26 protein-coding genes and 1 pseudogene are annotated in these 24,495 nt (G+C 56.0%); 19 read left to right on the forward strand and 8 right to left on the reverse strand.

The window, feature by feature from the left end; all coding sequences use genetic code 11:
• From U5K31_13830 to U5K31_13845, 4 genes are all read right to left on the reverse strand, one after another.
• On the reverse strand, positions 1-489 hold a 489-nt coding region (locus U5K31_13830), incomplete at its 3' end, for a hypothetical protein (GenBank protein ID MDZ7773800.1).
• Positions 470-1,795, reverse strand: coding sequence for a hypothetical protein (locus tag U5K31_13835; GenBank protein ID MDZ7773801.1), 1,326 nt, complete (start codon positions 1,793-1,795; stop codon positions 470-472). The genes U5K31_13835 and U5K31_13830, both read right to left, overlap by 20 nt.
• Positions 1,796-1,927: 132 nt before the next feature.
• On the reverse strand, positions 1,928-2,611 hold the full coding sequence (locus U5K31_13840) for a hypothetical protein (GenBank protein MDZ7773802.1): 684 nt from the start codon (positions 2,609-2,611) through the stop codon (positions 1,928-1,930).
• Complete coding sequence (locus U5K31_13845; GenBank protein ID MDZ7773803.1) at positions 2,583-2,852, reverse strand: hypothetical protein; 270 nt, start codon at positions 2,850-2,852, stop codon at positions 2,583-2,585. The genes U5K31_13840 and U5K31_13845 overlap by 29 nt, the downstream gene beginning before the upstream one ends.
• 199 nt (positions 2,853-3,051) lie before the next feature.
• On the opposite strand from U5K31_13845, the gene U5K31_13850 reads away from it, so the two are divergent.
• From U5K31_13850 to U5K31_13910, 13 genes and pseudogenes are all read left to right on the forward strand, one after another.
• The gene (locus U5K31_13850) at positions 3,052-3,576 is read left to right on the forward strand and encodes a hypothetical protein (protein MDZ7773804.1); all 525 of its coding nucleotides are present in this window, start codon (positions 3,052-3,054) and stop codon (positions 3,574-3,576) included.
• Between the two features lie 27 nt (positions 3,577-3,603).
• Positions 3,604-4,335: a NusA N-terminal domain-containing protein gene (locus U5K31_13855; protein MDZ7773805.1), complete on the forward strand. Its 732-nt coding sequence runs from the start codon at positions 3,604-3,606 to the stop codon at positions 4,333-4,335.
• A gap of 46 nt (positions 4,336-4,381) precedes the next feature.
• The gene (locus tag U5K31_13860; protein ID MDZ7773806.1) at positions 4,382-4,462 is read left to right on the forward strand and encodes a hypothetical protein; all 81 of its coding nucleotides are present in this window, start codon (positions 4,382-4,384) and stop codon (positions 4,460-4,462) included.
• Positions 4,463-4,547: 85 nt separating this feature from the next.
• On the forward strand, positions 4,548-4,865 hold the full coding sequence (locus U5K31_13865; protein MDZ7773807.1) for a hypothetical protein: 318 nt from the start codon (positions 4,548-4,550) through the stop codon (positions 4,863-4,865).
• A 774-nt stretch (positions 4,866-5,639) separates the two neighbouring features.
• Positions 5,640-7,772, forward strand: coding sequence for a translation initiation factor IF-2 (infB, locus tag U5K31_13870; protein MDZ7773808.1), 2,133 nt, complete (start codon positions 5,640-5,642; stop codon positions 7,770-7,772).
• A gap of 4 nt (positions 7,773-7,776) precedes the next feature.
• Entirely contained in the window at positions 7,777-8,187 is a 411-nt protein-coding gene (rbfA, locus tag U5K31_13875) for a 30S ribosome-binding factor RbfA (GenBank protein ID MDZ7773809.1), read from the forward strand.
• Between the two features lie 10 nt (positions 8,188-8,197).
• On the forward strand, positions 8,198-8,926 hold the full coding sequence (truB, locus tag U5K31_13880) for a tRNA pseudouridine(55) synthase TruB (GenBank protein MDZ7773810.1): 729 nt from the start codon (positions 8,198-8,200) through the stop codon (positions 8,924-8,926).
• Between the two features lie 58 nt (positions 8,927-8,984).
• The gene (locus U5K31_13885; protein ID MDZ7773811.1) at positions 8,985-9,929 is read left to right on the forward strand and encodes a bifunctional riboflavin kinase/FAD synthetase; all 945 of its coding nucleotides are present in this window, start codon (positions 8,985-8,987) and stop codon (positions 9,927-9,929) included.
• Between the two features lie 94 nt (positions 9,930-10,023).
• Complete coding sequence (rpsO, locus tag U5K31_13890; protein MDZ7773812.1) at positions 10,024-10,293, forward strand: 30S ribosomal protein S15; 270 nt, start codon at positions 10,024-10,026, stop codon at positions 10,291-10,293.
• A 173-nt stretch (positions 10,294-10,466) separates the two neighbouring features.
• Positions 10,467-11,381 (forward strand): annotated as a pseudogene (locus tag U5K31_13895) (polyribonucleotide nucleotidyltransferase).
• A gap of 35 nt (positions 11,382-11,416) precedes the next feature.
• On the forward strand, positions 11,417-12,445 hold the full coding sequence (locus U5K31_13900; protein MDZ7773813.1) for a polyribonucleotide nucleotidyltransferase: 1,029 nt from the start codon (positions 11,417-11,419) through the stop codon (positions 12,443-12,445).
• Positions 12,345-12,584 carry a S1 RNA-binding domain-containing protein gene (locus U5K31_13905; protein MDZ7773814.1) on the forward strand — a complete coding sequence of 80 codons (240 nt, stop codon included), beginning with the start codon at positions 12,345-12,347 and terminating at the stop codon, positions 12,582-12,584. Before U5K31_13900 ends, U5K31_13905 begins: the two co-directional genes overlap by 101 nt.
• A 150-nt stretch (positions 12,585-12,734) precedes the next feature.
• Positions 12,735-13,997 (forward strand): pitrilysin family protein, encoded by a 1,263-nt coding sequence (locus U5K31_13910; protein MDZ7773815.1) that lies wholly within the window; start codon positions 12,735-12,737, stop codon positions 13,995-13,997.
• Positions 13,998-14,022: 25 nt separating this feature from the next.
• On the opposite strand, the gene U5K31_13915 is transcribed toward U5K31_13910, so the two are convergent.
• Entirely contained in the window at positions 14,023-15,090 is a 1,068-nt protein-coding gene (locus tag U5K31_13915; protein ID MDZ7773816.1) for a 6-bladed beta-propeller, read from the reverse strand.
• Between the two features lie 495 nt (positions 15,091-15,585).
• Between U5K31_13915 and argF the strand changes: the two genes are divergently transcribed.
• From argF to U5K31_13945, 6 genes are all read left to right on the forward strand, one after another.
• Positions 15,586-16,587 (forward strand): ornithine carbamoyltransferase, encoded by a 1,002-nt coding sequence (argF, locus tag U5K31_13920; protein ID MDZ7773817.1) that lies wholly within the window; start codon positions 15,586-15,588, stop codon positions 16,585-16,587.
• A gap of 62 nt (positions 16,588-16,649) precedes the next feature.
• Complete coding sequence (locus U5K31_13925; protein MDZ7773818.1) at positions 16,650-17,912, forward strand: argininosuccinate synthase; 1,263 nt, start codon at positions 16,650-16,652, stop codon at positions 17,910-17,912.
• On the forward strand, positions 17,905-19,248 hold the full coding sequence (argH, locus tag U5K31_13930) for an argininosuccinate lyase (protein ID MDZ7773819.1): 1,344 nt from the start codon (positions 17,905-17,907) through the stop codon (positions 19,246-19,248). Before U5K31_13925 ends, argH begins: the two co-directional genes overlap by 8 nt.
• Positions 19,249-19,365: 117 nt before the next feature.
• On the forward strand, positions 19,366-19,632 hold the full coding sequence (locus tag U5K31_13935; GenBank protein ID MDZ7773820.1) for a hypothetical protein: 267 nt from the start codon (positions 19,366-19,368) through the stop codon (positions 19,630-19,632).
• A 37-nt stretch (positions 19,633-19,669) separates the two neighbouring features.
• A complete protein-coding gene (locus tag U5K31_13940) occupies positions 19,670-19,951 on the forward strand; it encodes a hypothetical protein (protein MDZ7773821.1) in 282 nt (93 codons plus the stop codon).
• 59 nt (positions 19,952-20,010) lie between these two features.
• Positions 20,011-20,238: a hypothetical protein gene (locus U5K31_13945; protein MDZ7773822.1), complete on the forward strand. Its 228-nt coding sequence runs from the start codon at positions 20,011-20,013 to the stop codon at positions 20,236-20,238.
• Between the two features lie 245 nt (positions 20,239-20,483).
• Here U5K31_13945 and U5K31_13950 read toward each other — a convergent pair whose 3' ends face one another.
• From U5K31_13950 to U5K31_13960, 3 genes are all read right to left on the reverse strand, one after another.
• The gene (locus U5K31_13950; GenBank protein MDZ7773823.1) at positions 20,484-21,755 is read right to left on the reverse strand and encodes an MgtC/SapB family protein; all 1,272 of its coding nucleotides are present in this window, start codon (positions 21,753-21,755) and stop codon (positions 20,484-20,486) included.
• 85 nt (positions 21,756-21,840) lie between these two features.
• Positions 21,841-22,596 carry a copper resistance protein B gene (locus U5K31_13955; GenBank protein ID MDZ7773824.1) on the reverse strand — a complete coding sequence of 252 codons (756 nt, stop codon included), beginning with the start codon at positions 22,594-22,596 and terminating at the stop codon, positions 21,841-21,843.
• A 61-nt stretch (positions 22,597-22,657) separates the two neighbouring features.
• Complete coding sequence (locus U5K31_13960; protein MDZ7773825.1) at positions 22,658-24,472, reverse strand: copper resistance system multicopper oxidase; 1,815 nt, start codon at positions 24,470-24,472, stop codon at positions 22,658-22,660.
• Between the last annotated feature and the right edge of the window lie 23 nt (positions 24,473-24,495).

The raw sequence follows: 24,495 nt of genomic DNA on the forward strand, positions 1-24,495 counted from the left end.
TTCGTCCGGCGATCCGAACATGCGCTGATTCCAATTGCCAGGACCGCCGTTATCAGCACTGATTTCCAAAGTGCGTTCATGCGTAGCTCCGTTGATTTCGAAGTTGAGGGTGTAGGTGCCGGGTCCGATGTAGGAATCTTCTCCGGTCATCAGGTCCCAGCTGTAGCGGTTGAAGCCGTAGTTGGCGGTGTCGGTGATTTCGGCCACCGCGCTGCCTGTGCTGTCGGCTACGGTGATGGTAACCTGGTCGCCTTCGGCGCCCTCGTTGCCCACCCAGTACATCCATTCGGTGGAGGGCATCTCAGGAGGCTCATAGCCGACGTCCTGCTCGCCCCAGTCGCCGTCGTGCTCCACCGATTCGGGCTCGAAGACAAAGATCTCATCCTCGAGATGTTCGCTTACGGTATGAATGGGCTCCACGTCGGATACGTAGATGCTGCGTCCGTGGGTACCGACCACAAGGTCCAGGTCACGAGGGTGGACCAGCATGTCGTAGGAGGCTGCGTCTGGGTATGCCGTTGAGCAGGTGCCACCGCTGTCCGTCGTCAAAGCTCACGAAGGTGCCGTGATCCTGTCCCGCGTAGAGAATGTCGGGCTTCTCAGGGTCCTGCACGATAACGTTTACCACATCCTCGGGCAGGTTGCCGGAGATGTCGGTCCAGCTCTGCCCGTAGTCTTCGGTCTTGTAAAGGTAGGTGACGAACTCGTCGTAGCGGTAGCCGTTGAGGGAGACGTAGGCGGTGCCGGCATCGTGTTCGGAGGCGTGCACCTGGCTGACCCAGCGTCGCTGGGGCAGCTCGTCCGATACCCGCTGCCAGCTCTCCCCGCCGTCGCGCGTCACATGCACCATGCCGTCGTCGCTGCCGGCCCAGATCACCTCGAAATTGACCGGCGATTCGGAGATGGTGGTCAGGGTGGAGTAGGGCACGTTGCCGCTGGGCAGGTTGTGAGTAAGATCGGGACTGATGGTCTCCCAGTTGTTGCCCCGGTCGAAGGATCGGTTCACCTTCTGCGAGCCGAAGTAGATGATGTCAGGGTTGTGGTTGGACATCTCGATGGGAGTGTTCCAGTTGTAGCGGTAGCGGTCCTCGCCCAGTTCGTGGGAGGGGGTGATGCTGGCCGTCTGGCCGTCCTCCCCCTGCTCGAGGCGGTAGTAGTTGCCGAACTGGAAGCCGGTATAGATGCGGTCGGAGTTGCGGGGATCCACCGCCACGTGCATGCCGTCGCCTCCAAACAGGCTCTCCCAGTAGTCCTGGTCATCCGGCGATCCCTGGGAGGAGCCGTAGTAGACGCCGTTGTCCTGGAGTCCCCCGTAAATGTTGTAGGGCTCCTCCATGTCCACCTCCACCGAATAGAACTGTCCCACGGAGGAGGTGTTGTGGTGGATAAAGTTGATGCCGCCGTCGTGACTCTCGTAGAGTCCGCCGTCGTTGCCCAGGAACAGGTGCTCCGAATCGTTCGGATTGATCCACATGGCGTGATGGTCCACGTGCACCGGCTGATTCTCGGCAATCTCGAACCAGGTCTGTCCCCCGTCGGTCGATTTGAGAATGGGAACGCCCAGGATGTAGACCACGTCGGGATCGGAGGGGGAGACGCGGATCTCGCCGAAGTAGTAGCCGTAGGTGTTGATGATCCCGGGCAGATCGTAGTTCTGCGTCTTGCTCCACGACATGCCTCCGTCAGTGGACTTGTAGACTTCCGCGCCCGTGATTTCGGTGTCGAAAAGGGCCTCGTTGGCGTCGCCCAGGTAGTCGGAGAGGGCGCGGGGCTCGATACTCGCCGTTGCGTACATCTCCCTTTACCGTGCTCTGCGGTGTGCTTCTGGGGGAAGCCGTTGCGCCGAAGGTATCCATTGAGCTTTTCGTTGTCCAACGCCAGGAACTCCTCCTCGCTCATCTCCACAAAATCTTCCTGGTAGAGCTGATCATCGTTGCGGTCCTCCCTGGTGCGCGACTCCTTCTGGTTGTCCAGGAAGGCGTAGACGCATGTCGGGGTTGGATTGGCTCACGTCCAGCCCTATGCGTCCCACGTCGGCGTGGCTGGGAAAGCCCTCCATGGCGCGCTGCCAGCTCTCGCCCCCGTCGGTGGATTTCCAGATGGCGGAACCTTCGCCGCCTTCCTGGAAGTTCCAGGCCTGGCGAAAGCGCTGCCAGGTAGAGGCCCAGAGGATGTCGGGATTCCCGGGGTGGCGAACCAGGTCGATGACCCCTGTGCTGTCGGCCGGCGTCAAGGTACGGTTCCAGGTCTCACCCCCGTCCGTGGTCTTGTAGACGCCGCGCACGTCGTTTATGGAGTAGAGGGGACCCTGGCTGGCCACCCAGGCGATGTCGGGATTATCAGGGTGCGTGATGATACGCCCGATGTGCTGTGAGCCGCGTAGGCCGGCGAACTCCCAGCTCTCTCCGCCGTCGCTGCTTTTGTAGACGCCCGTGCCGGCGTAGCTTGAGCGGCTGCTGTTGTTTTCGCCGGTACCTGCCCAGAGTATCTGCCCGTCGGCTTCCGAGATGGCGATATCGCCCATGGTGAGCGTGCCCTGGTGGTCAAAGATCGGGCTCATGGTATTGCCGCTGTTAGTCGATTCAAAGATCCCGCCCGAGGCGTAGGCCACGAAGATGGCGCGGATTGTCCACGTAGACGGCAATGTCGGTGACCCTGGCGCTCATGACCACGGTCCGATCGTTGCGTACGGGATATTCGCGGAAGATGGAATTGGCCCGCATGTCGTGGCGGTGTTCGATGGACTGGGCGCGTTCCTGGGACGTGGTGGCACGCACCTGTACGTCCTGGGCGGCGCCATAGCCAAGCGGCAGGAAGAGCATCGAAAGAAGGAGAGAGGTAAAAATGCGCATGGGATCTGCGTTGATTGCGATTTCAAGCGTCGACACTGCTAAAATATAAATCTGGGCGAAGGATCATAAGGATTTATCAATATTTCAAGAACCATTCGGCAGGGAGCCGGAATGCTTAATGGCGGGGCTGCACGGAATGTCCGGGGGCAATCCAGAGTTGTATTTTAGCCGTATTAAGGCTAACTTCAACTGCTGTAAAGTGAGCGCCGAGAGGTTCTCACTTTTTTTTGTACCTGTAACCGGGAAATACGTGTCCAATAAAACCGTACAAACAATTTCGGAGCTTGCCGAGACGGTCCTGGCCGACTCGGAATTCTTCCTCGTAGATGTGGAGCTCAAGGGGGGCAACACCCCTGTGCGTCTGGTCGGTACAGTGGACGCCGAGGAGAAAGGCGTGAATATGGATGAGTGCGCCAGGCTGAGCAATGAGCTCGGTTTTTTGCTGGACGCCCAGCGATATTTTCGAGGCTGGTTACCGGCTCAACGTCTCCTCGCCGGGACTCAAGCCGACCGCTGTCCGACCGACGGCAGTACCCCAAAAACAAGGGGCGAAAGTCACGCGTCAGAGTTCCGTTCCGAGGAGGGCTCCTGCGCACGAGACGGCGGAAGGGCAGTCCCGAGCGAAATTTCCGACGACGCTATAAGCCTGGAAAAAGAGGAGGGAAACCGCTTGAAAATACCTTTCGAGCAGGTCGTCGAGACGAAAATAATTCCATCGATTTAGATTCAAAAAATCCAGAGGACCCACGCAATGTCAAACGATATTTCCAAGCAGATCATCCAGTCCTTCGCGGAGATTGCCAAGAACAAGGACATCAACAAGGACCTGCTGCTGTCGATTCTGGAGGACGTGTTTCGCACCATGATCCAGAAGAAATACGGCTCGGACGACGCTTTTGAAGTGATTATTAACGCCGATCGCGGTGATATTCAGGTTCTGCACGTGCGAGAGGTTGTGCCCGAAGAGGAACTCACGGACAAAGTGTCCGAGATCACCGTGGAGGAAGCCCATAAGCACGACCCGGATCTGGAGCTGTACGACGAGTTCGCCCAGGAACTTTCCATCCAGGACTTCGGCCGGCGTGCCGTGATGATGGCGCGCCAGCAGCTGGCCCAGCGCATCCGTGAAATCGAGAAGGACAACATTTTCGAGGAATACTCCGACCGCGTGGGCGAGATCGTACTTGGAGACGTCTACCAGATCCGCAATCGTGAAATGCTGGTCAACCACAACGGCGTGGAGCTGGTGATGCCCAAGGGCGAACAAATTTACAAGGACCGTTACCGCAAGGGTGATACCATACGTGCCGTTGTCAAGGAAGTTAAACGCTACAACGGCAATCCCCTCAGTGATCGTCTCGCGCACCTCGTCGCTCTTCCTGGAGCGCCTCTTCGAGAACGAAATACCCTGAGGTCTACGACGGTATCATCGACCTGGTACGCATCGCCCGCGAGCCGGGCGACCGGTCCAAGGTGGCGGTGATGTCGCACGACGAACGTGTAGATCCCGTCGGGAGCTTTGCGTGGGCATGAAAGGCATTCGTATTCACGCCATCGTACGGGAGCTGCAGAACGAAAACATCGACGTGATTCAACTGGACCGACGATAAGTTCGAGTTTATCAAACGGGCCCTGCAGCCGGCCAAGGTACTGAACGTTGAACTAAGTGAGGACGGCAAGCATGCGAAGGTGCTGGTGCCGGCGGACGAGGTCTCCAAAGCTATAGGAAAGGGCGGTGTAAACATCCGACTGGCCTCTATGCTAACCGACTGTGAAATCGACGTCTACCGGGAGGTGGAGGAGGAGGACGACATTGATCTGAAAGAATTTGAAATCGATTTCGGTGAGGAGGTTATCGAAATCCTCCACGAGATCGGCTGTGACACCGCCCGCCAGGTGCTTGAACTTGATGAGGAAGAGATCGTCCGCCGTACCGAAGGAAGGATCAGCGAGGAGGAGGCCGAACGCATCCTCGATATCATCGCCTATGAGTTCGATGACGAGGATCGCTAGAAACAAACTAAATTTGCCCTTATACCGCCGAACCTTATACCTTTCAAAGGATGGCCTATAGGATTAAATAGCAAGTAAACAGAGCGTTTCACGAACACCCTTTATGCCGCAGAACGACAAGCCCCAAAAGTTATTCAAGGTCGCATCCGAGTTCAATGTGTCGACACAGTCCATTGTGGATGCACTTGCCGAAGAGGGCATTGAAATCGCCAACAAGCCCAACTCGAAGATCACCTCGGATATGTACGAGGTGCTGGAGGAGGAGTACGGTTCCGACAAGGAGAAGAGCCGTGAACATGAAAAGGCGAGAGAGCAGTACGAAAGCCGTCGTAATCAGATTCGTCAGAGCCGTAACGAAACCGTCTCCATCGATGATTTTCTGCAGCCGCAGGATGAAGAGGAGATGCCCCTCGAGCCACAGGACGGGGACGACGGCACCATTGCGGGCCTGAAACCACAAGTCGAAGAGTCGGAAAGTCCAAAAGTCGAAGAGTCGGAAAGTCAGGAAGTCGAAAAGTCGGAGGAAGTCGAGGAGTCCGAAGTCGAAGATCGTCGGAAAGTCCTGAAGTCGAGGAGTCGGACGAAGTCGAAGAGTCCGAAGTCGAGGAGTCGGAAAGTCAAAAAGTCGAAGAGTCTGAAAGTCAGGAAGTCGAGGAGTCGGACGAAGTCGAAAAGTCCGAAGTCGAGGAGTCGGACGAAGTCGAAGAGTCGGAAAGTCAGGAAGTCGAGGAGTCGGAGGAAGACGAGAAAGAGGATGACGGCATCGACGAGGAGATGGTCATCCGTGGCCGAGCCGGCAAGCTCAAGGGCACCAAGGTGCTTGGCAAGGTTGAGATCGACGAGGAAAACAAGCAGATCAAGCGCCGCAAGAAGCGCAAGCGCAAGAAAGACCTTAAGGACTCCGACAGCGACAAGTCAAGCTCCTCCAAGACCAAGAAAAAGAAAAAACGCAAGAGCCGGGGCGGACCTGCCGAAGACGACGTCGAGGAGAAGCTCAAGGAGACTATGCACAAGATGCAGCAGTCCGAGACTGTGGGCTCCCGCCGGCAGAAACGCCGCCGACAGCGGCGTGAGGAGCGTGAAGAGGAGGAGCAGATGCAGGCCGAACTGGAAGAGTTCGAAGAGCAGATCCTCGAGGTTACCGAATTTATTACCGTGAGTGACTTGGCTGAGGAGCTTGGGGTGAAGGCCAATGAGGTGATTACGACCTGTATGAACCTGGGCATGATGGTCTCGATCAACCAGCGCCTGGACGCCAGCACTATTGAGTTGGTGGCTGAGGAGTTTGGTCGCGAGGTGGAATTCGTAGATGCCGATGAGGCCATCGAGGAGATCGAACTGGAGGAGGACGATCCCGAAGATCTTCAGCCGCGCGCGCCCATTATTACGGTAATGGGACACGTGGACCATGGGAAAACCTCCCTGCTGGACCATATCCGTAAGACCCGTGTAGCTGCCGGCGAGGCGGGAGGCATTACCCAGCATGTGGGCGCCTACGAAATTATGACTGAAGACGGTCGCCACATTACCTTCCTGGATACCCCGGGCCACGAGGCCTTTACCGCCATGCGCTCGCGCGGCGCCCAAGCTACTGACATTGTGATCCTGGTGGTGGCTGCTGACGATGCGGTGATGCCTCAGACCATTGAGGCCATTAACCACGCCAAGGCCGCTGGCGTCTCTATTATCGTGGCCATCAACAAAATGGACCTGGAGGGTGCCAACCCCGACAAGATCAAGAATCAACTCGCTGAACACGACGTAATCGTTGAGGAATACGGCGGCGAGAGCCAAAGCGCCGAAGTCTCCGCCAAGACCGGTGAGGGTATCGACGATCTGCTTGAGAAAGTCCTCATCGAAGCCGATCTCATGGAATTGAAAGCCAACCCCGACCGCCGCGCCGACGGCGTGGTGCTGGAAGCCCGTGTGGACAAGGGCAAGGGTGTAGTGGCTAATATCCTGGTGCAGAATGGCACTCTGCACGTGGGCGATGCCTTTGTGGCGGGCTCATGCTTCGGTCGCGTACGTGCCATGGAAAATGAACATGGCACTCGCGTTGAGGAGGCCGGCCCCTCGACTCCCGTGCAACTTATGGGTCTTGACGACATTCCCCAGGCCGGCGACAAGCTGGTGGTGGCCGCCGATGAAAAATCCGCTAAGGAAGTGGCCAACCAGCGCTCGCAGATCCGCCGCGAACAGCAGCTTCGCCGCACCAAACATCTTACGCTGGACGATCTCAGCCGACGCATGGCGCTGGGCGAGGTCTCCGAGCTCAACATCATCATCAAGGCCGACGTGGACGGCTCCATCGAGGCTCTTTCCGGGGCATTGCAGAAACTGAGCACTGACGAGGTCGGCGTGAACATCATTCACACCGGCGCGGGCGCTATCACCGAATCGGATGTGTTGCTTGCCTCCGCTTCCGAAGCCATCATTATCGGCTTCCAGGTGCGGCCCTCGGCCAATGCGCGCCGCACCGCCGAAGAGGAGGAGATCGATGTCCGGCTCTTCAGCGTCATCTACGACGCAGTCGACGAAGTGCGCGACGCCATGGAGGGCCTGCTCTCGCCGGAAATCAGCGAGAAACTGCTCGGAAACGCCGAAGTCCGCGAGATATTCAAGGTCTCCAAGGTGGGCACCATTGCAGGCTGCTACGTGACCGAAGGCAAGATTCATCGAAACAACCCCGTCCGCGTCGTGAGAGACGGAGTCGTCATTTACGACGGGGAAATCGACTCCCTGAAGCGTTTCAAGGACGACGTCAAGGAGGTGCAGACCGGTTACGAATGCGGCATCAGCATCGTCAACTACAACGACATCAAAGTGGGCGACGTCATCGAGAACTACACCATGGTCGAAGAGAAGCGCAGCCTGGAAGACGCCAAGAACCTGGAAGATATCGAATAGCGGCATGAGTGTCCGAACCGAACGCCTGGGCGCAGTTATACAGCGCGACCTGGGAGAAATTATCCAGAAAAGTTACCAGCGGAGCGGTTCCTTTATCGCTGTTACGAAGGTGCGAGTCACCGACGACCTGCTCATCGCCAAGGTCTTTCTCAGTATCTTCGCGCCCGGAAAGGATGACGACGCCATCTTTAAGAATATGGAGGAGCACAACTCCGAAATACGTCATGAGTTGGCTTCCAGGATACGCCACCAGGTTCGACGCATTCCCGAGCTGCATTTCGTCAAAGACGAGACTGCCGAGTACGTGAACCGGATGGAAAACCTTTTCTCGGAAATTCGCAAGGAGCGGCAGCAGCGAGGCAAGGAATCCGGGGGAGAGGATTCGCCCGGGAGCGCCTCCGACCAGGAGGAATAGATATTCCCGCATGGCCAAAGCCATCCCCCTTTCCGAACTTCCCGTCTTCAGCGCCCGCCGCCCGCCCGATCCCAACTTTCACTTCCAGGGCGGAGCCGCCTTCCTGGTAGACAAGCCAGCGGGCTGGTCCTCTTTTGAAGTGGTCAAGTTGCTGCGCCGTTGCCTGGATATGCGCAAGATCGGTCATGCGGGGACACTTGATCCCATGGCCACCGGTCTACTGGTGCTCTGTTGCGGCCGCGGCACCAAATCCATCCAGCAAATTCAGGTCCTGGAGAAAGTCTACGTCGGGGAGGTGACCTTTGGGGCGGCTACCGCCAGCTATGATGCGGAGACGGAGGTGACCGAAGAGGCGCCATGGCAGCACCTTACCGGGGAGCGTATTGCCGACAAGATGGAGGAAGCTTTCACCGGCGATATTATTCAGTATCCTCCCATGTACTCTGCAGTCAAGCACAAGGGACAACCCCTCTATAAGCTGGCGCGACAGGGCAAGGAGGTGGAGCGCAAGCCGCGCGTTGTAACCGTGCACGAGTTGCGACTGCTGGAATGCAGACTGCCGGTAATTAAGTTATATATAAGGTGCGGGAAGGGAACCTACGTACGTTCCATCGCCCACGACCTGGGTCGGGCCCTCGATCAGCGGCCCGTCTCGGCAGTCTGGTGCGCGAACGCATCGGGGAGTTCTCCAACGAAGACGCCCTCTCGGTGGCGCAGCTCCGCGACATCTTCGACGTAGAAGAAAAATAACGGCCGACTTCTAGACTTTCCGACTTTAAGACTTATCAGACTTAAAAATGACTGAACTTGTATACCTGGACGACGTGGAAAGGGACCCAGACACCGTTCTGACGGTTGGCACTTTTGACGGGGTGCATGCAGGACACCGGGTGCTGATCGACACCGTGGTGGAAAAGACGAAGAAACACGGTGCGCGAAGCGTAATTGTCACCTTCGACCCTCATCCCCGCGAGATTATCAACCCCGGCGATGCCGGAATCAAACTGTTGACTTCACTCACCGATCGCCGGGAAATCCTGGAAGAGTTGGGGGTGGACTGCATGGTGGTCATACCCTTCGATCGCGACTTCTCTCTGCTCTCCTCCGAGGAGTTTATCGAGGATGTCATTCACCGGAAGATCGGGGTGAGCGAGTTTGTGATCGGCTATGACCACCACTTCGGGCGTGACCGCGAGGGAACGATTGAAACGGTGGAGAAACTGGGAAAGAAACTGGACTTCGAAACCTATGTGATTTCCAAGCAGGAGGTGGGCGAGCGCACCGTCAGCAGCACGGCGATCCGTCGGGCCCTCAGCGAGGTGGGAAATGTTCGCCAGGCAGCGAAATTCCTGCAGCGTCCCTACCGCCTCAACGGCATGGTGGTGCACGGCGACAAACGCGGCAAGGAAATCGGTTTTCCCACGGCCAACCTACTGCCGGAAGACCAGCGCAAGATAGTGCCACACGACGGGGTCTATGCCGTCAGGGTTCGGGTGGAGGGCGACTGGTACGGGGGTATGATGAATATCGGCGTACGTCCCACCTTTGAGGGACAGCAGCGTGTGCTGGAAGTCCACCTTTTTGACTTTGAGGAGGAGATCTACGGCAAGAGCATACAGGTACGCTTCATCGAGCGCATCCGCGACGAGATGAAATTCGACGGGGTGGAGGAGCTGGTGGCCCGGCTGGAGTCCGACAGAGAAGACGCGCTCGCCATCCTCCACGAGGCGAAGCAGGATTGAGTATAAATTGTATAATTACCCCATTTCGTTTATCTTTGGTGGCTGTAAACCACGAAGAAATGTACGTACCCGACGAAAGGACCAAAACATACACATGACGATTACCAAGGAACGCAAGGAAGAGATAATCGAGAAGTACGGTGGCTCCGCGGAGAACACCGGATCGACCGAAGCCCAGATCGCTATATTCACCGAACGTATCGCCGATCTCACCGAACACCTCAAGGACCATCCGCAGGATCACGCTTCGCGCCGGGGCCTGCTCAAAATGGTCGGGAAACGCCGGCGCCTGCTGAACTACCTGGCCAAGAATGATATCGAGGCCTACCGTTCGCTCATCAGCGACCTGGGTATTCGCAAGTAGCCCACATGAAGGCACGTCTCAACGGCGTGCCTTTTTTCGTATCCGCACCGAACGGGGGATTTCCCGGCCCATCCGATTGATCCCCCTTATGATTGCCGGCAGCATACTAGCCGACAGGGTGCGATCGGAAACCGATTCCTCATTTAACCGAACAGAAAAGAAGACCCATTACGATGAAATCAGATTTCAGAACCTGTGAATTCGCTCCCGGAAAAACCATCTCCATTGAAACCGGACGCATCGCCAAGCAGGCCGACGGGGCCGTTGTGATCCGCATGGGTGACACCATGCTGCTCTGCACCGCAGTTTGCGAAAAAGATCCCAAGCCGGGCATGAACTTTTTCCCACTGACGGTAGACCTGCGTGAAAGTTTTTCCGCGGCCGGCAAATTTCCCGGCGGTTTCATCAAGCGTGAGGGACGCCCCTCCGACAAAGAGATTCTCTCCAGCAGGCTTATTGACCGTACACTGCGCCCCCTCTTTCCCGACGGATTCCGATGCGAGACACAGGCCATCTGCGCCGTCCTTTCCTCTGACGGGGAGAACGACGGTGACGTGCTGGGAGGTGTGGGCGCCTCGGCAGCCATGCACCTCTCGGACGCCCCCTTTCAGGGTCCGACCGCCATGGTTCGCGTGGGACGCATAGAAGGGGAGTTCATTATCAATCCCACGGTCAGCGAGCTGAAAGAGAGTGATTTAGACCTGATCGTAAGCGGTACCGCCGAGAGCGTGATCATGATCGAGGGCGAGGCCGACGAAATTTCCGAGAAGGAGATGCTGGGAGCCATCAAGGCCGGCCACGAGGCCATCCAGAAACTTTGTGCTTTCCAGGAAGAGCTTCGCGAGGAATTCGGCAAGGAGAAACGGGACTACGAACCTGATCCTGTAGACGAGACCCTCAAGCAGAAGGTTGAGGAAAACGCTCGTCCGAAGATCCGCGACGTGGTCACCACCGGACTCGGCAAAGAGGAATACTCCAAACGGCTCAAAGAGGCCAAGGAGTCCGTGGTCGAGGAGCTCACCGCCATCGAGGAATTCGAAGAGGAGGCTGACGCCATCAAGGAGTTCTGCAAGAACATCGAGAAAGAAGAGCTCCGAGCCTCATTCTCAACAAGAAAGAACGCATCGACGGGCGTGCACCGGAAGACATTCGTGATATCTGGACCGAAGTGGGTTACCTGGCCCGCACGCACGGTTCTGCCATCTTTACCCGAGGTGAGACTCAGGCCCTTGTTTCTATCACCATGGGCACCAAGCAGGATGCACAGTCCATCGACACTCTGATGGTGGAGGAAGACAAACAGTTCTACCTGCACTACAACTTCCCGCCTTACTGTGTGGGCGAGGCGCGCTTCCTGCGTGGTCCTGGTCGGCGTGAGATCGGCCACGGCCATCTGGCCGAACGCGCACTCAAAAAACTGATGCCATCCTTCGAGGAATTCGGCTATGTAATCCGCGTCATTTCCGACATTACCGAATCGAACGGCTCGTCTTCCATGGCCTCCGTTTGCGGAGGCTCCATGGCCCTGATGAACGCCGGCGTGCCGCTGAAGAAGCCGGTGGCCGGAATCGCCATGGGCATGATCGTGGGCGAGGACGAATCTGTGGTACTGTCTGACATCCGCGGAGAGGAGGACTTCATGGGCGACATGGACTTCAAGACCGCCGGATCGGCCGACGGCATCACCGCATGCCAGATGGACATGAAGGTGCAGGGCATCTCTTTCGAGGTGCTTGAAAAGGCACTGGAACAGGCCCACCAGGGACGCATGCATATTCTCGGCAAGATGGCTGAAACCATATCGCAGCCGGCTGATGAGATTTCCCCCTACGCGCCGCAGTTCATCAATATGGAGATCGAAGCCGATGACATCGGCGCAGTGATCGGTCCGGGCGGCAAGGTCATCCAGACTCTGCAGAAGGAGACCGACACCGAGATCTGGGTCGAGGAGGACGAAGAGCGCCGCAAGGGCATGATCACCATCACGGCCGACAGTCTTGACAAAGCCGAGGAGGCCAAGAAACGGATCCAGGGTATCGTGGGTCACCTCGATGAGGGAGCCACCTACAAGGGCACCGTTAAGGCCATCAGAGGAATACGGCGCTTTCGTGGAGATCGTACCGGGCAAGGACGGACTGTTGCACGTCTCTGAGATCAATCACACACACGTGGACAACGTCAGCGATGTCCTTTCAGTAGGCGACGAGCTGGAAGTCAAACTCCTCAAGGTGGAGCACGGCGGTAAGCTGCGTCTCTCCCGCAAGGCCCTGATTCCCAAGGACGGCGAATAATTGCCGTCACCGCATTCTGTTCAGCGCCATCCTGGTATTGCCGGGGTGGCGTTTTTCTATGCGGGACAGCCTGCATACCATAACCTTCTCCCGTGAGTTATGCCCGCGCGGCCTGACACACATGCACATAAAAGATGTATCGATTCCATCATGACCCCCAAACGATCCGCCGAGGAACTAGACTTTGTTGGCAAAACCACCCTGGAAAACGGACTCAAAGTGGTCACCGAACAGGTGCCCAGCATCAAGAGCGTCTCCGTCGGCATCTGGGTGAAGACCGGCAGCCGAAACGAGAGCGACCGGCGCGCGGGCATTACCCACTTTCTGGAGCACATGCTTTTCAAGGGCACCGAGAGCCGCTCCTCCTACGACATCGCCATGAGCATGGAGTCGGTAGGGGGCTACCTGAATGCCTTCACTTCTTCCGAATACACCTGCTACTACTCCCGATGCCTCAACTCGCAGATGGAGCGGGCGCTGGACGTGCTTTCCGACATGGTGCTGCACCCGTCCTTCCCTGAGGAGGAGATCGCCAAGGAGAAGAAGGTGGTTATCGAGGAGATGAAAATGTACCGCGATTCTCCGGACGACTATCTCTTCGAGGAGTTCAGCAATGCCATGTTTAAGGGACATCCCCTGGGACGGCCCATCATCGGCTTCGAGGAGACGGTATCGGCCTTCAGCCGGCAGGACCTCTACGACTACATGGCCGAGCGCTACCGTCCAGACAACTTGATCGTGGCCGTCTCTGGCAACATGGAGCATGAACGGGTGGTGGAGCTGGTGGAAGGATATTTCGGTGACCTGGAGCGTGAAGCCACCGAGACGGAGAATCAGCCGCTTACCGGCTACGAACAGGACCGACTGCAGCTGACCAAGGACATCGAGCAGACCCATCTCATAATGGGACGACGCGGACTCAACTACGATCACGAGGACAAGTACAAGCTGCTGATGGCCAACACCATCCTGGGAGGGGGGATGAGCTCGCGGCTGCACCAGAACGTGCGCGAGAAATACGGCTACTGCTACTCCATCACCACCTTTAACCAGTCCTACAGCGACTCGGGTCTGTTCGGGGTCTACGTTGGTACAGACCGTGACTACGTGGATCATGTACGGGAGCTGATCGTTCGTGAGCTGGACCGCCTGCGAAGCGAAAAGGTGGGCGAGCAGGAGCTGGCCGAAGCCAAGGCCCAGCTCAAGGGCAAGCTTATGCTCTCGCTGGAGAGCATGAGCAACCGCATGTCACGCCTGGCCAAGAGCGAGCTCTATTTCGAGCGTTTTGTGACCCTGGACGAGCTGGTGGAAAACATTGACGGCGTGGATGCCGAAGGGCTGCGCAACTTTGCGGAGGACTTTTTCGATGCCGGCCGCTACTCCGAGGCCCAGCTGCTGCCGGACGGAAACTGACGTACGCTGCGAAAATCCTTCATTCTTACTCAATATGAATGCGGGTCACCCGAAGGACCGGAACATCGCCGGAGCGGTCGAAAAAGTAGAGTTGGTTCCGGTCGTCTATATGTTTCGGATGAAAGACCGTGTAGAATTCCTGTCTCATGGTGAAATCGTCGTCAATCTGCGAATACCCGACGTAGGCGCCCGTCTCGGCATCGAACAGTTCCAGGTAGTAGTCTGCATCGTTTCCTTCGGCCACTGTAACGAAATGAAAAAGCCACTCATCGTTGGCGAAAAGATGATTGCTTTGCAACAACATCTGGTAGCGGTATGAACCTGCCGGATCCCCTCCACTGATCATACCATGCACCTTGCGCGCCATTTCAAAGAAATCTACATCCTGATCGAGCTGCCGGTAGGGTGTGGGGTTTGAAAAGCGGCTGTTGATCCCCTGAACGGTGGTCTGCAATTTGTCCTCAAGATAGGTATAGTTGATCATGAAAAGGGTTCCCTTGAATACCCGGTGGGTGAAGGCAAGCTGATTGCCGGGGAGACCTGCCATGTTATAGTGGTTTGGTGAACGGGCAATACGCCGTTCGATGAGCAGGTCGGGATCCCACATCTTTTCATATATATCCAACACGCCGTGATACTGGGTGTCCAGATCCCGGGACATGAATTTAATGACCCTGTTGTCCATCTCTTCGACTCTGTCGGAACCTACTTCTCCCCGGTAGTCTTTAGCTGTCACCGCCAGCGTTGAGTCGTCGATGGGGACGATATTGTGGCCGCCCGACCAGTCTGACTTGAAGCTGTGTGACCGGTGACTTTCTCCCAGTTCATAAAAATATGTGATGCGCTGGGACCGCGTGTCCAGTGCAATGAGTTCTCCGTCCTTCCCTATGGTCATCTCGTCCATATCCAGGAACTCCCCGGGTCCCCGGCCCCGGCCACCAAACCGGGTGATAAAATTTCCCTCTGAATAGAAAACCCGGATGGACAGATCCTGGCCCGCCAGGTAGATGCGACCCACGGTGTCCGTGGTCACATGCAGTGGGTTGGCGATCATGTACTCCTCGGGGGCGTTCTCATCCTGGCCTATAACCATGACCTCTTGGAAGGATATCTCCAACTCCTGTGCGCCGGCTATCTGACCACCTACGAATAACCATGCCACAACAATCAGGCAGGCAAGACGAATTGAATATGCAAATAGGGCAGGGGACCACGGAGTAACTGTCGTAGGTAAAGGAGTGGATGTATTCATAATTCAAGGCCTTTTCCGTTGTTTACCCGTAACAAGAGCACGCAGTATGCGCTTGTATAGTTCTACTACTTATTTAACACTCTGTAAATTTGTAAGATTGGAGATCTTTGGCTTTTAGTTCAAATTGGGGGTTGACATCCAAGGCCGAACCGCTTAGATTTCTCGCATTTCCAAAAGACATCTGTTGATGATAGAGCAAGTGCGCATAGCCTTAAACGAACGACGCCGCCGCCCGAAAGGGCGAAATACTTGATCTCTATCCATCATTAAGTATTCGCCCGCTCACTCTCACGATTGAGCGGGCTTTTTTTTGTAACTCACAAAACGTTTAAGGCTATGAACCATTTCCTTTCCATCGGCGGCAACGACCCGTCCTACATTCAGCATCTGCTGCGGCAAAGCCGGTACCTTCACACCAATCCCTCCATCAAAACCCTGGAGGGCAAGAATATCCTCTTCTGCTTCGAGAAGCCCTCCTTGAGAACCAAGGTGGGAACCGAGGTGGCCATCAACGCCCTTGGCGGCGATGTGATCCACATCTCTCCGGAGGCCTTTCTGGGCGGCAAGGTGGTGCATCCCTCCGAGTTTGAATCCGACGTGCCCGAAGAGCGCGAGGCGCTCAAGGACACCGTGAAGAACGTATCGGAGTGGTGCGACGCCATCTTTGCCCGGGTCTACCGCCACCAGACACTCACCACGCTGGCCTCCTTTTCAGGTATCCCCATCATCAACGCCCTCTGCGACAAGCACCATCCCATGCAGGCGCTGGCCGATCTTTACACTTTGCAGGAGAAGTTCGGAGAGGGACACCAGCTCACCGTGTCATTCGTGGGCGATGCCAACAATGTGGCCTTTTCGCTCATCGAGATCCTCCTGATGTCCGGCCATGAGATCCGCTTTGCAGGTCCCCGCGAGTACTACTGGGACAAGCAGCAGCTGCACCATTTTATCCAGCTGGCCAAGCGGCACCGGGGTACCTTCACCCACTCCACCGATCCTTTGAAGGCCGTCAGCGGCGCCGACGCCGTCTACACCGACGCCTTCGTCTCCATGGGCGAGGAGAAGATCTACGACGAGAAGCTGGCCGCCTTCCGGAAATACCAGGTAAACGGCGAGCTCTTCGAAAAGGCGCCCTCCCATGCGGGCTTCATGCACTGTCTGCCTGCCCACCGCGGGGTGGAGGTAACCGACGAGGTGCTCGACCACGAAAACTCCTGGATCTACGACCAGGCGTGCAACCGGATGGTGGTCTCCAAGGGGGTCTTCAGCACCCTGCTGACCGACAGCCAGGCTGCCTCCCCGGTAGCGTCGCGCCGTCAGCTGGCCGCCGAGGCCTGAGCACCGGGTGCCTCTTTCCGCACGAAACCTTTTTTATCTCCAATTTTCAAGAATACGTAACCATGCAACAGCAACACTACCATAAAACCGCTTCCCACGAAGCCGAGAAAGGAACCTTCGACACCTGCCTGCTGCTCTACAGCGGCGGCCTGGACACCAGCGTCATGCTCAAGTGGATACAGCAGGAGTACGAATGCGAGGTCATCGCCCTGGCCATCGACCTCGGCCAGCGCGCCGACAACCTGGAGTGGATCCGCGAGAAGGCGCTCTCCCTCGGGGCCAAAGAGGCCGTCGTCTATGACGCGAAGGAGGAGTTTGCCGAGCTCTGCCTGGAGTCGGTCCGCGCCAACGCCGACTACCAGGGCGGCTACGCCCTGGGCTGCCCGCTGGGACGGGTCATGATCTCCCGGGTCGCCGTACGCCTTGCCGCCGAATACGGCTGCCAGGTTATCGCCCACGGCTGCACCGGCAAGGGCAACGACCAGGTGCGCTTCGAGAGCTATATCACCACCTTGGATCCCTCCCTGAAAACCATCGCCCCGGTTCGGGAGTGGTCCATGGGACGAGACGAGGAGATCGAATATGCCCTGGCCAACGACATCCCGGTCGAGCAGACCAAAGAATCTCCCTACTCCTACGACGAAAACATGTGGGCCAACACGGGGGAGGGGGGCGAGATCGAGGATCCGGGCAAGATTCCCCCGCTCGGTAACATCCTCAAGTGGTGCAACACCCCGAAGGAGGCACCCGACAAGGAGGAGATTGTCTCTGTCGGCTTCGAAGAGGGACGTCCCGTAAAGCTCAATGGAGCTCCTGTGAAGCCGGCTGGGCTGATCACCGCTCTCAATGACCTGGGCGCGCGGCACGGGGTGGGTTATTTCCACCTGATCGAGGACCGCGTGGTGGGACTGAAGGTGCGGGGCATCTACGAGAATCCGGCCGCGCACATCCTCATCCAGGCGCATAAAAACCTGGAGCAGCTGGTCTCCACCCGCGAGGAAAATGAGCTCAAGACGCTCATGGACACCAATTGGGCCTACCTCTGCTACGGGGCCAAGTACTTTGAGCCGGTCATGGATAACATCCGCGCCTTCATCGACAACCAGAACCGAAAGGTGACCGGCACGGTGAAGCTGCGCCTCTACAAAGGCAACTGCGAGGTGGTGGCCCTGGAGTCGCCCTATTCGCTCTTCGACGAGAACCTGGCTACCTTCAACAAGTCGGCGGCCTTCAACCAGAATGCCTCCGCAGGCTTCATCGAGCTTTGGAACCTGCCACAGAAAACCGCCTACAACCTCAAAAAGGGAGTCAAACAGCATGTCTAAACTCTGGGAAAGCGAACACGGAAAGACGCAGAACGACAAGACAGGGAACCGAGCGGGACTTCGCCGCAAGGTGGAGGCCTTCACCGTGGGGGAGGACTATCTGCTGGACCGCAGGCTGCTTCCCTACGATCTCCGGGCCTCCAAAGTGCACGCGGAGGCGCTGGTGCACGCCGGCGTACTCGATGAGGAGGAGTGCGTCCGCCTGCAGGAGGCGCTCGACGAAATTCACGGCCTGTGGAAGGCGGGGGATTTCGAGATTCTTCCAGAGCAGGAGGATTGCCACACCGCCATCGAAGAGTTCCTGACCGACAAGCTGGGGGAGCTGGGACGAAAGATTCACGCCGGGCGCTCCCGCAACGACCAGGTGCTGGTGGCCATGCGCCTGCTGGAGAAGGACGGGCTCAAGCAGGTGGTCGGTGGCGTAAAGCTGCTGGCCGAGACGCTATTGGACCAGGCCAGGCGATACGACGGAGTGCCTATGCCGGGCTACACTCACACCCGCAAGGCCATGCTCTCGTCCGTTCCGCTTTGGCTTGCCTCCCTGGCCGAGATGCTGATCATGGACCTGGAGGCGGTGCGCGGAGCATGGCGGCAGGCCGACCGCTGCCCCCTGGGTACGGCCGCCGGCTACGGCACGGCCTTCGACCTGCCCAGGGAGGAGACGGCCCGCAAGCTGGGCTTCTCGCGTCCCCTGGTGGCCTCCCTCGCCGCCCAGAACACCCGGGGGAGGGTGGACCTGCAGGTGGTGCAGGCGCTGGAGGCGGTGGGCTCCACGCTGGCCCTTTTCGCGGACGACCTGCTTGATTTTACGGCCTCTGAACGGGGATTCTTTGAGCTGGACGACGTCTTCTGCACCGGCTCCTCCATCATGCCGCAAAAGCGTAACATCGACACTGCCGAGTTGATGCGCGCCCGTCATGCTGAGCTCGCGGGATCGGCGCAGGCCATCCGCATGAATATCAACGGCCTGGGATCCGGCTACCACCGCGACCTTCAGCTGGCCAAGGGTCATGTCATACGGTCGCTGGATACCATCCTGGAGATGCTGGAGATGGCCACCCTTTTGGCCGAAAGCCTGCGGCCGGTAGAGGAGAATCTGCGGGCGGCCTGTACGCCCGAGCTCTTCGCGGCCGACCGGGCTAACGAGCTGGTCAGAGAGGGGCTTTCCTTTCGGGATGCCTACCATCGTGTTAAAGAGGAGCTGGATAATTTGGAGGCGGACGACCCCGAGGCCAACCTGCGGTCCAAGACCCACCTGGGCGCCCCAGGTAACCCGGGTGTGGAGGAGCTGCGAGAGGAAGTGAGGGCTTTTCGGCTGGAACTAGACCGCGATTGACGCGGCGCACAACGCCAATATGCCGGTCTCTTTTGCGCTGGAGAGATTTTTAATTTATACTGGCAGTATCAAATTCTGCCGGTCCATGCCGGCCAGGCTATCATCAAGCATCGGGCCATGAATGATACCGCAACAAATTCCGACGCCAATCGCACCCAGAAGATGCGGGAAAGGGGAGACGACCTGTACCACGTTGGACTTCTTTTCTGGTTTATTTCCGTACTGCTGGATCACCTTGAGGTTGATGCGCTGTGGACGGACGGGGCCATCGGCATCTCCTATCTGTGTGTTGTCGGGGGACTGACGGTCACCTTTATATACAATGAGAAGGGCGGCTGGAAACGGAAGCTGAACGGTTTTTTCTGCTCTTTCTGCTTGCCGTGACGGTATGGCTGCTCTTCACCTTTTAAAAACCAGCGACATGTCTGAAACAAATAACTCCAGCTCTGCCCGTCGCATGATCGTGGACATAGCCCATGAAACAGCCAGGTTCGGGCTTGTGCTTTTGATACTTTCGCTGCTGCTGATTCGCCTGGACCGCGGTGTGCTGGCCCTGGAAGTTACCGCAATGATCCTCATTCTGGGGCCACATATTGCCATACTGATCTACAGCCATAAAAAAAGCGAGCGTCATTCCGCCATGCGCATCCTGGGACTTGTCGTATTACTTCTGGTTATTGCGGCGATAATGTGGTACCTGTGATGCATACGGAAGATACATCCAGGGACCAGAGCATGCTGAATAGGGCTGACCGTATGTCTATGCCCATCATTGTTTTATTCATTATTTCTGAAATCATGCACTACCTCGGCTGGCCCTACTGGAAGCCGATGGTGCTGACAGCACTGACCCTTGCCACCCTGCAGTCCGCCATGCTCATTCATTACGCGGAAAAGGGCACATGGAAACGACGTTGGGGAGCAGGCTTCTTTGTGGTACTGATCCTGCTGGCCGTTTTCCTGTTTCTCGGATCACAAGGCTGGTTGTAGGTATTTCATAATAATTAGATTTCAGAGTAAGTGCAGATGTTCAAAAATATTCGAATGTGTCAGTTGTATTTTCTCTCACTTTGCAAGAAATCTTTGGCTGTTTCACCGCTTCGGATATGAACCGAGTGGGTTACCGGAAATGAACCTTAAATCATCGGGGGTATGCTATTAAAAAAGTCCTGCATCTGGGATGCAGGACTTGGGTGTCCCGGGTGTGTGGAGACGATGATTGTAATTGTTATCCGTCAAAGAAAGGGTAACATACTGGCAATTCCGGCGACAGAGATTAGAAGTACTGCCCATATAAGAGGCTTGCTCTTCTTAAAGCCGACCCAGAAGACGAAAAGTCCCGCCTTTACCAGGGTATTCGAAATAACAGAAAGGATAATTCCCAATGTGACAACCTTTTCGCTCGTTCCATTTAAAGCCATGCGAGACAGCGATAGTGTAATCGCATCCACATCCATCAGTCCTGAAATTAGAGCAAGCAGATAGATACCCTGATCGCCGTACCACTGTTCCAGCGCGGTGGCAAGCAGCATGATGACTCCCAACAGTATGCCGAATTGTAGCGCAGTAAAAAAATTAAGCGGATTCTTAAGCTCTATGGTGGGCTTGTCAGATAAAATATTGCTATGCCTTTTCCAAAGCCATATTCCCCCGCCTGCTGTTAAAACCAGCATAACAACCAAGGGTATCCACAGGGGATGCAGTAAGCTGGAATTGACGATCACTACTTCGATTGCTACCCGAACGAACATGATGGAAGAGGCAACAAGTACGCCGGCAATAAAAATATGGCTGCCTATTTTTTTTTGTTGACGAGAAAACTGTGCCAGGCTTAAGGTAACGGCTGTAGAAGAGGCAATTCCGCCAGTAACTGATGTGAGAAGCGTACCCAATCGTTCTCCCTTGTATTTGATGAAAATGTAGCCGATGAACGACAATCCCGATATAAGCACGACCATCCACCAAATCCAGTAGGGATTGAGTGCATCCCAGGGTCCATATCCCTGATTGGGCAGCAAGGGCAGCAAAACGACCGAAATAATCAAAAGCTTAAGTCCGGCATAAATTTCCTTGACTTCGATCATTCGCAGCCATCGGTGTAAAATGGGCTTCAAATTCAGAATCACCATTACCACAACCGCTATTCCCAAGACCAAAAAATGATATCCAAGGGTTGCCCAAGCACCTAAACCAAAAGTAAGCAAAAGCGCCACTTCGGTGGTTATGCCGAGATCTTTTTCCTCCTTAGTTTTATATTCGATGATATAGGAAGTGACAACGAGGGCACCAAGGGAAAGTATTACGGCGGCTAATACCCATTCGTTCATTTGGTTCGATAATTCAGCCCAGATCCCCCCCAGCAATCCTACGAGGCTGAATGTTCGAATTCCCGCAATACGATCGCCCTCATCGTGTTCGCGTCCGCTCCAACCACGTTCTATACCAATGAGTACCCCAACACCAAGAGCTGCAAGCAGATTCCAGATTATTTGCAGCTGAATATCCATTATTTTGTTTTACGATCCGCTTGTGGTATCACTCTGAAGGCACCCATAACCTAATAACCAATCTGACAATCACCTAATAGCTAAATCAGAACCAGAGGCGAAGGCCGCCTACTGCGCTGAATGAACTGACGTGCCCGCCATCAGCCCGGGTCATATCGGCGGTTTTGCCCAGCTTACGTTCCCAGTTAATGCCGATGTAGGGAGCAAATTCTCGTGCGAACTCATAACGCAGCCGGAAGCCTAGTCCGATATCATTGAACCCGGATCCAATGCCCCACTCCGGAATATCCTGCAGAGCGATGCTGGTTTCGAATATGGGCTGGCCAATGAGCCGCTGGGTAAGCAGCAGGTCGTATTCTGCTTCCAACGAGACGGAAATATCACCATCCTCACTTACAAACATGCCGCCATCGATGTGAAAAAAGTAGGGCGCCATCCCTTGCAGGCCCAGAACTGCAAAGCCACGAGATTTATTAGCTCCGCCCTCATAAGCCAGGTCATACCGAATGCCGGCCTGAACATCGAAATACGGGCCAATGGCTCGACTGTACAATCCCTGGAACTCCATTTCGGCTTCGCTCTCCGTGGTTACCGCTTCGCCGTGAGACTTGAACCAGAACTTGTTCAGATCCTTGCCCACATAGCCTTGCACCTCCCACATTAATGGATTCGCGCCACTGACGCTTCGGTATTCCAGTTTTTCGGCAATCAGGTAGACGTAGGTTTTGTCGTCCATCATCAGGTCGTTGCTGAACTCCGGTGCCTTCTGTGCAAATGTAGAAGTGCCCGTGACTGCAATAAAAAGAACACTGATAAGGAATGCCGATACGTGTTTAATCATGGTTAGGGTATTGCAATTTTAGAGATCATACAGATTTCGGTCTAACGTTCGTCGGCCGCTATTACGAATAGTCCTGTCCATAAATGCTGCCGTCTTCGTCGGCCACCTGCACTACGCGGAACATGCCCCGTTCCATGTGATAGAGGATGTGGCAGTGGAATGCCCAACGCCCTTTGTCGCGGGGCGTAATGAGAGCCGAAATGCGCTGAGCCGGTTGCACCAGCAGGGTATGCTGTCGGGGATTGTACTGCCCGTTACCGTTTTCCATCTCCATCCACATACCGTGCAGGTGAATGGGGTGTTCCATCATCGTATCGTTGACCAGTATCAGCCGCAAGCGTTCGTTATGTTTGAACTCGATGGGCCCATCCACCTGGTGAAATTGCTTGCCGTCGAACGACCACATGTAGCGTTCCATGTTGCCGGTCAGGTGCAGTTCCACCTCACGCTGGGCATCGCGGGTGTCTCTGTTGGGCCGAAGGCTCTTCAGATCTTTATAAACCAGCACCCGGCGACCGTCATTACCCAGTCCGATACCGGGTTCATCGAGGCGGTCAAACTGGTTTTGGGCAACGGCAGCCGCGCCTGGTCCGTGCTTGTCGGGTCCATGCTTTACGGGCAATTTGGAGTCATTGGACATCTCCATGTCGCCATGATCCATGTCTCCGTGATTCATATCACCATGGTCCATTCCTTCCATGTCGTCGCCTTCCATATCCATACCGCCCATGGACATCATCATGCCCATGTCTCTCATGCTGCGCTTGGGTCGCGGACGCAGGTCAGGCACCGGAGCTTCCATCCCTTCACGGGGTGCAAGCGTGCCGCGGGCATAGCCGCTGCGGTCCAGCGATTCGGCAAAAATAGTGAACGGTTTTTCCTCTCTGGGTTCCACGACTACATCGTAGGTTTCGGCGATGCCGATGCGAAATTCATCAATGGGGACCGGCTCTACGTTTTGTCCATCGGCTGCAACCACGTTCATCCGGAGTCCGGGAATGCGAACGTCAAATGCTGTGGTGCCGGCCGAGGCATTGATAAATCTCAGCCGCACTTTTTCACCTTTCTTAAACAGGGCATTCCAGTTGGAGTCGGGCCCGCGGCCGTTCATCAGGTACGTATAGGTGGCACCCGTCACATCCAGCAGGTCGGTGGCACTCATTCTCATCTTGCCAAAAGACAGATAATCCTTGATCGTATCGCCCAGTCCGTTCTGTTTGGTATCTTTAATAAATTCGCCAAGGTCTCGTTTCTGGTAGTTGTAATAACCTTCCATTTTTACACTGTTTCCCAGCACTTTATAGGGATCCTCAAACGTCCAGTCCGATAGTACGACAGGATAATCTCGGTCATATTCGACCGGATCTTCATCTGCCGGGTCGATAATCATGGGACCGTAATGACCGAGCTGCTCCTGCAACCCTGAGTGACTGTGATACCAGTAGGTGCCGTTTTGCCGCACCGGGTACCGGTATTCAAAGGTTTCGCCGGGGGCAATGCCGTCAAAACTTACGCCGGGCACTCCGTCCATCTGGAAGGGGAGTAGAATGCCATGCCAGTGAATGGAGGTTGCTTCATCCAATTCATTGGTGACTCGCAGCAATACGTCCTGTCCCTCTTTCAGTCGAATGAGAGGGCCGGGCACCGTTCCATTAATTCCTATGGCTTCTCCTTGCTTTCCATCGACTTTGTGGGGCATTTTGTCAATGGTAAGATCAATAACGTTATCAGGTCCTTCGGGTGTTAGGATCTCTCGATTTCCAAATCCTGCAAAAGCGTAGGTGGGCAGCACGGAACTGATACCTGCCATGGCAGCCATTGAAGCGGTATATTGCAGAAATCGACGGCGTGTCATGCTGTTATGGTCTCCACTCATAGCTGGTTTTTCGTCCTCTTTTT

It is taken from the genome of Balneolaceae bacterium, assembly GCA_034521445.1.
Taxonomy (GTDB): Bacteria; Bacteroidota; Rhodothermia; order Balneolales; family Balneolaceae; genus JAXHMM01.